The 5895-nt window shown below is 41.6% G+C and carries 3 protein-coding genes, 16 tRNA genes and 2 rRNA genes; 1 reads left to right on the top strand and 20 read right to left on the bottom strand.

The window, feature by feature from the left end; all coding sequences use genetic code 11:
* Window positions 1–162: 162 nt before the first annotated feature.
* Window positions 163–480, bottom strand: coding sequence for a YwdI family protein (locus DS031_RS23175; RefSeq protein WP_113808517.1), 318 nt, complete (start codon window positions 478–480; stop codon window positions 163–165).
* A 143-nt stretch (window positions 481–623) separates the two neighbouring features.
* Window positions 624–1631 (bottom strand): LacI family DNA-binding transcriptional regulator, encoded by a 1008-nt coding sequence (locus DS031_RS23170; protein ID WP_181833300.1) that lies wholly within the window; start codon window positions 1629–1631, stop codon window positions 624–626.
* A gap of 187 nt (window positions 1632–1818) precedes the next feature.
* On the opposite strand from DS031_RS23170, the gene DS031_RS23165 reads away from it, so the two are divergent.
* The gene (locus DS031_RS23165) at window positions 1819–3462 is read left to right on the top strand and encodes a glycoside hydrolase family 13 protein (RefSeq protein WP_113808515.1); all 1644 of its coding nucleotides are present in this window, start codon (window positions 1819–1821) and stop codon (window positions 3460–3462) included.
* Window positions 3463–3569: 107 nt separating this feature from the next.
* On the opposite strand, the gene DS031_RS23160 is transcribed toward DS031_RS23165, so the two are convergent.
* The 18 genes from DS031_RS23160 to DS031_RS23075 form a co-directional block, all read right to left on the bottom strand.
* Window positions 3570–3643: transfer RNA gene (locus tag DS031_RS23160), tRNA-Arg, on the bottom strand.
* A 34-nt stretch (window positions 3644–3677) separates the two neighbouring features.
* A tRNA-Glu gene (locus DS031_RS23155) sits at window positions 3678–3749 on the bottom strand.
* 6 nt (window positions 3750–3755) lie between these two features.
* A tRNA-Asn gene (locus DS031_RS23150) sits at window positions 3756–3830 on the bottom strand.
* Window positions 3831–3836: 6 nt separating this feature from the next.
* Window positions 3837–3913: transfer RNA gene (locus DS031_RS23145), tRNA-Ile, on the bottom strand.
* Between the two features lie 23 nt (window positions 3914–3936).
* Window positions 3937–4010, bottom strand: a tRNA-Gly gene (locus tag DS031_RS23140).
* A 4-nt stretch (window positions 4011–4014) separates the two neighbouring features.
* A tRNA-Gln gene (locus DS031_RS23135) sits at window positions 4015–4089 on the bottom strand.
* Between the two features lie 30 nt (window positions 4090–4119).
* Window positions 4120–4195 (bottom strand) — tRNA-His (locus DS031_RS23130).
* Window positions 4196–4211: 16 nt separating this feature from the next.
* A tRNA-Tyr gene (locus DS031_RS23125) sits at window positions 4212–4296 on the bottom strand.
* Window positions 4297–4324: 28 nt separating this feature from the next.
* A tRNA-Ser gene (locus tag DS031_RS23120) sits at window positions 4325–4417 on the bottom strand.
* 69 nt (window positions 4418–4486) lie between these two features.
* Window positions 4487–4563, bottom strand: a tRNA-Ile gene (locus DS031_RS23115).
* Between the two features lie 4 nt (window positions 4564–4567).
* Window positions 4568–4644 (bottom strand) — tRNA-Met (locus tag DS031_RS23110).
* An 18-nt stretch (window positions 4645–4662) separates the two neighbouring features.
* Window positions 4663–4735 (bottom strand) — tRNA-Ala (locus DS031_RS23105).
* 30 nt (window positions 4736–4765) lie between these two features.
* A tRNA-Pro gene (locus tag DS031_RS23100) sits at window positions 4766–4842 on the bottom strand.
* Between the two features lie 69 nt (window positions 4843–4911).
* Window positions 4912–4988 (bottom strand) — tRNA-Arg (locus DS031_RS23095).
* Window positions 4989–5136: 148 nt separating this feature from the next.
* A tRNA-Thr gene (locus tag DS031_RS23090) sits at window positions 5137–5212 on the bottom strand.
* A 7-nt stretch (window positions 5213–5219) separates the two neighbouring features.
* Window positions 5220–5295, bottom strand: a tRNA-Val gene (locus tag DS031_RS23085).
* 74 nt (window positions 5296–5369) lie between these two features.
* Window positions 5370–5486, bottom strand: a 5S ribosomal RNA gene (gene rrf / locus DS031_RS23080).
* Between the two features lie 226 nt (window positions 5487–5712).
* Window positions 5713–5895 (bottom strand): 23S ribosomal RNA (locus DS031_RS23075); the annotation flags it as partial.

The following is a 5895-nucleotide window of genomic DNA, read 5'->3' as shown; positions in this document are numbered from 1 at the left end:
TCCTTCTATGGTGAGATGAAGTGGTCGGGAAACCAACTTTATCCTACCATGAAGTGAGGTTTTTTTATTACCACGCTATAAGCTCTCTGGAACCCCCGGCATAGCCAGGGGTTTTCTAAACCATTAAGAAAAGCGGGTCGCTCATTAAGCGACCCGCCTTTTTTAAAAATCAAACAATGAATCTCCATTGGCATCTTCTTCATTTAACTTTTTCGTTGATAATTGCTCAACCTTCTGAAAGCTTGGCGGCATCATTACTTCCGAAGCACTGCTTAACTTGGGAGTAGACATAATAGAAACAGGCTTTTGATAAGATGTGCCTTCAGCTTCTGTTTCAAGCAGTAACTCACAATAGGTTCTAAGCGCATGAAGTCCTGCTTGAATGTCCTTTTGATCTCCCCCTCCGTAATATTCGTTTTTAATTTTCCCAAGCTCGCTTTCCATTTTTTTTAGCAAATGGGAAATAGGTATATCTTTCATACATGTAACGCCCCTTTATTTAAAAACTAAAACTTAACCAACTAACAATGTTATAGTGATGTTCTTATTATATCACACGCTAATCTTTCAATTATTTTATAAACTATTACTGAAAAGCTTTTCAAAATAATAACGATCAGCTATTATGTATTTCGATTGCTGACGGAATCTCGGACAATTAGTTCATGCTGAAGCTGCTTACCTTTTGGGATTGTATCGCGGTTTTCAATCCAATCATACAACAGCATTGCCGCTTCTTTTCCAATCTCATAGATCGGCTGTGAAATCGTTGTAAGCGGTGGTGTAATCATTCTCGAAAAACGAATATTATCAAACCCTATAACAGACACCTGTCTTGGAACATCAATGTTGCGGCGCTGTAAAAACGCCATTGCTCCTAAAGCCATTTCATCACTTGCCGCAAATACTGCTGTTAAATCAGGATGTTTTCCATATAATTTTCCCATGCCGCTGTACCCGCTGTCATATTGAAAATCCCCAAATACAACGCTGTCATCCGCAAGCCTTTCATATTTTTTTAAAGAAGCTAAAAACCCTTCATATCTTGGTTGTCCTGCAATTGGATCACTTTTAGGTCCGCTAATCATACCGATACGCTTATGACCATTTCGAATTAAAAACATTCCTGCATCATAGCCTGCCTGATAATCATCAATTTTTACATAGGGCAGTAAATGATCCTCACTTTTTGTTGCAGCTAATACGACTGGAATATTTAATTCTTCAAACCCTTTGTAATAATGCTCCTTTAAAGGATCACTTGCAAAAATAATGCCATCCACTTTTTTCTTTTTAAAATAACGCATATATTCAAAAAAACGCTCTTCATTGCGGTCTGTATTGCAAATCATCACATTATTTCGCTGCTCTCTTGCTGTATCTTCTATGCCGCGAAACATCGATGCATAAAATGGATTTGCAATATCAGGAATAATCGCCACAATTGTCTTTGTCAGGCGGTCTCGCAGTCCTGAGGCAAACGGATTTGGTTCATAACCAAGTTCCTTAATCGCCTCTAGTACCCGTTGGCGTTTTTCCTCTCGTACTGCAAGAGGGTTATTTACCACTCTCGAAACAGTTGAAATGGATACATTTGCTCTTTTCGCAATATCGTGAATAGTTGGATTCATCAAACCATAATCCCTCTCTCTATTTCCATTACACTTATTTTTCTTTTTATTATACTTCATTCTTGGTGTGACAAACAGAATACTTCCTGTTATAATTATGAAAAGCTTTTCAAAATATAAAAATAAAGCGTTATCAACTATCACATATTCTTTTATCTAACTTATAGATGGAAAGGGGATCGACGTAATGAAACGAACATGGTGGAAAGAAGCGATCGTTTATCAAGTGTACTGGAGAAGTTTTTATGATACAAATGGAGATGGCTATGGTGATTTAAAAGGTGTCATTGAAAAGCTTGATTATATAAAAGAGCTTGGTGTTGATATCATTTGGTTAAATCCATTTTATGAGTCACCAGATAAAGACAATGGCTACGATATCTCAAATTATGAAGCGATTATGGAAAAAGCGGGGACAATGGCAGATTTTGAAGAACTGCTTACCGAAGTACATAAACGCGATATGAAGGTAATGATGGATCTTGTTGTTAATCATACTTCTGATCAGCATCCATGGTTTATTGAATCGCGTTCCTCAAAAGATAATGCAAAACGCGACTGGTATATTTGGAAAGATCCGAAAAATGGCAAAGAACCAAACAATTGGCGCTCTTATTTTACGCCTTCCGTATGGGAATATGATGAAAAAACAGATCAATATTATATGCATTCCTTTGCAGTTGAGCAGCCAGATTTAAATTGGAAAAACAAAGAAGTCCGCGAAGCAATTTATAAGATGATGCGCTTTTGGCTTGATAAAGGAATTAACGGATTTCGCATGGATGTTATTAATTTGTTAGCAAAGCTTGAAGGCTTTCCTGATGCCGAAAACCCTTTAAACATTAGTTATTTAGGCAACAACCCAGGAATTCATGAGTATCTGCAGGAAATGCATGAAGAGGTACTAAAACATTATGATGTGTTAACAGTTGGAGAAATTCCATTTGTGACGCCTGAAGATGGTTTAAAATATGCCGGAGAAGATCGAAATGAGTTAAACACACTGTTTCATTTTGAAATAGCAGACGATATGCCAACATGGGATATGCTGGGCTATAAAGAAATTCAAGAGCGCTGGCATAAAGCTTTTTACGGAAAAGGATGGAACTCGCAATTTTTAAATAACCATGATCATACAAGACAAGTAACACGCTACGGCAATGACAACGAATACCGCATTGAATCTGCTAAACTGCTCGGCACAATGATTCATACACTTCCAGGCATGCCTTACGTGTTTCAAGGCGAAGAAATTGGCATGACAGGTGTTCGTTTTCATTCGATTGAGGATTATAATGACATTGCCATGAAAAATAAATACAAAGAAGAAGTAGAAAAAGGACGCGATCCAGAAGAAGTTTTTGAAAGTCTTTTACTTTTAAGCCGCGATAATTCACGCACACCAATTCAATGGAACAGCAGTAAAAATGCCGGCTTTACAGAAGGAACGCCGTGGATTAATATTAATCCAAACTATAAGGAAATTAATGTTGAAGAAGCATTACACAATCCAAATTCTGTGTATTACTATTACAAAAAATTAATTGCTTTACGAAAAGAAAATCCTGTCATGGTGTACGGAGATTATGAGGATTATTCTGCAGATGATGACCATTTATATGTTTACGTTCGTACGCTTGATCATGTTCGCTGGCTTGTGATTTTAAATCATTCTGACCATAACACACCATTTAAACTACCAGCAGTCTTTAATGACAAAGAAAAAAGGTTAGTTCTTTCAAATTATAATGATGTAAAAGAAGAAGATTCTCTTATTGAGACAACGCTTGGTCCACATGAAGCACGTATATATGAGTTTATAAAGAGATAATTTTAAAAAAGAGTGAAGCTGACCCAATGCTTTTTTGTCAGCTTCACTCTTTCCTATTAGATAAACTGCATAAAAAAAGAACTAACAAAATTGTTAGTTCAATATTACGCGCCCTAGAGGATTCGAACCTCTGACCGACGGCTTAGAAGGCCGTTGCTCTATCCAGCTGAGCTAAGGGCGCTCGCTGGACTTTTTAGTTGTCCGAAAAAAGGTAATGACCCGTACGGGATTCGAACCCGTGTTACCGCCGTGAAAGGGCGGTGTCTTAACCGCTTGACCAACGGGCCATAATATGGCTCCACAGGTAGGACTCGAACCTACGACCGATCGGTTAACAGCCGATTGCTCTACCACTGAGCTACTGTGGAATGAAATGGTGGGCCTGAGTGGACTCGAACCACCGACCTCACGCTTATCAGGCGTGCGCTCTAACCAGCTGAGCTACAGGCCCATTTCAAACTTTTATTTTAAAATTGGAGCGGGTGATGAGAATCGAACTCACAACATCAGCTTGGAAGGCTGAGGTTTTACCATTAAACTACACCCGCAAAGTGGCTGGGCTAGCTGGATTCGAACCAACGCATGACGGAACCAAAAACCGTTGCCTTACCGCTTGGCTATAGCCCAATACTGTTTGCTTTATATTCAATGATTGAATGGGGCGACTGATGGGAATCGAACCCACGAATGTCGGAACCACAATCCGATGCGTTAACCACTTCGCCACAATCGCCATAATAAAATTTAAATGGTGGAGGGGGACGGATTCGAACCGCCGAACCCGGAGGGAGCGGATTTACAGTCCGCCGCGTTTAGCCACTTCGCTACCCCTCCACTATAAGGAATGGTTTATTAAATTAAATGGCGGAGGAAGAGGGATTCGAACCCCCGCGAGCCGTGAAGCCCCTGTCGGTTTTCAAGACCGATCCCTTCAGCCGGACTTGGGTATTCCTCCGTATAAGTGCTATAAAAAGCTATCCAGCTCCATAAGCCAAATTCTACGGCTTTTTCACTCTTAGATAGATGGTGGATCTTGTAGGACTCGAACCTACGACCGGACGGTTATGAGCCGTCTGCTCTAACCAACTGAGCTAAAGATCCATCTTGGTAGCGGCGGAGGGGATCGAACCCCCGACCTCACGGGTATGAACCGTACGCTCTAGCCAGCTGAGCTACACCGCCAACTTGATAGAAATGAAATGGAGCCTAGCGGGATCGAACCGCTGACCTCCTGCGTGCAAAGCAGGCGCTCTCCCAGCTGAGCTAAGGCCCCATGATTTTAAAGCTGCAAATAATTTTTAACTGGTCGGGAAGACAGGATTTGAACCTGCGACCCCTTGGTCCCAAACCAAGTGCTCTGCCAAGCTGAGCTACTTCCCGGTTTTCTATTGGCTAGCTGCATAAGCCAAATCCTATAGATTTAAAGGGGCTTATTTCGCTTTTCTAGTATGGCGCGCCCGAGAGGAGTCGAACCCCTAACCTTTTGATCCGTAGTCAAACGCTCTATCCAATTGAGCTACGGGCGCAGAATTATATCTTTTTAAGAATTAAAGTTTTACACTAGCTATGAAATAAACTCAACGTCGTTAGTGTAAGGATAAGTGGTGCCCTCTACAAGGACTACAATTTCACGATAGCAAGGGATTTAATCCAACGTAGTTATCGTGATAAAAGTGGTGCCGGCCAGAGGACTTGAACCCCCAACCTACTGATTACAAGTCAGTTGCTCTACCAATTGAGCTAGGCCGGCATATATATGGTGGAGGATGACGGGATCGAACCGCCGACCCCCTGCTTGTAAGGCAGGTGCTCTCCCAGCTGAGCTAATCCTCCGATGTATAGGATGTACGAGTGTCTGTGTTGCGACAGGATGTCGCGTATTTAGCAGACCTTCCATCCTAATTATCGCCTGGCAGCGTCCTACTCTCACAGGGGGAGAGCCCCCAACTACCATCGGCGCTGAAGAGCTTAACTTCCGTGTTCGGCATGGGAACGGGTGTGACCTCTTCGCTATCGCCACCAGACATGATGTCAGTTAGTTCAACGTTATCACAGGACGTGATGTTCTTAGTTGAACGTCATTTGAGATTTATTCTCTCAAAACTAGATAACAACGACTTTCCAATGACATCCAGCTTCATAAGCCAAACCGTACGGCTATTTTCTCTCTCCCTACGAAGTCAAAAAGCGACTTCTTGGTGAGCGATTAAATATCCTATCGGTCTAAACGGGCTTATTCTGCTTTTGGTTTAGGTTAAGCCCTCGATCGATTAGTATCTGTCAGCTCCACGTGTTGCCACGCTTCCACCCCAGACCTATCAACCTCATCATCTTTGAGGGATCTTACTAGCTTGACGCTATGGGAAATCTCATCTTGAGGGGGGCTTCATGCTTAGATGCTTTCAGCACTTATCCCTTCCACACATAGCTACC

This window comes from Bacillus taeanensis, from assembly GCF_003318295.1.
In the GTDB taxonomy this organism is placed as follows: Bacteria; Bacillota; Bacilli; order Bacillales; family UBA6769; genus Maribacillus; species Maribacillus taeanensis.
The sequence above is the reverse complement of the archived record's forward strand: the minus strand, read 5'-3'. Positions and strand labels throughout refer to the sequence as shown.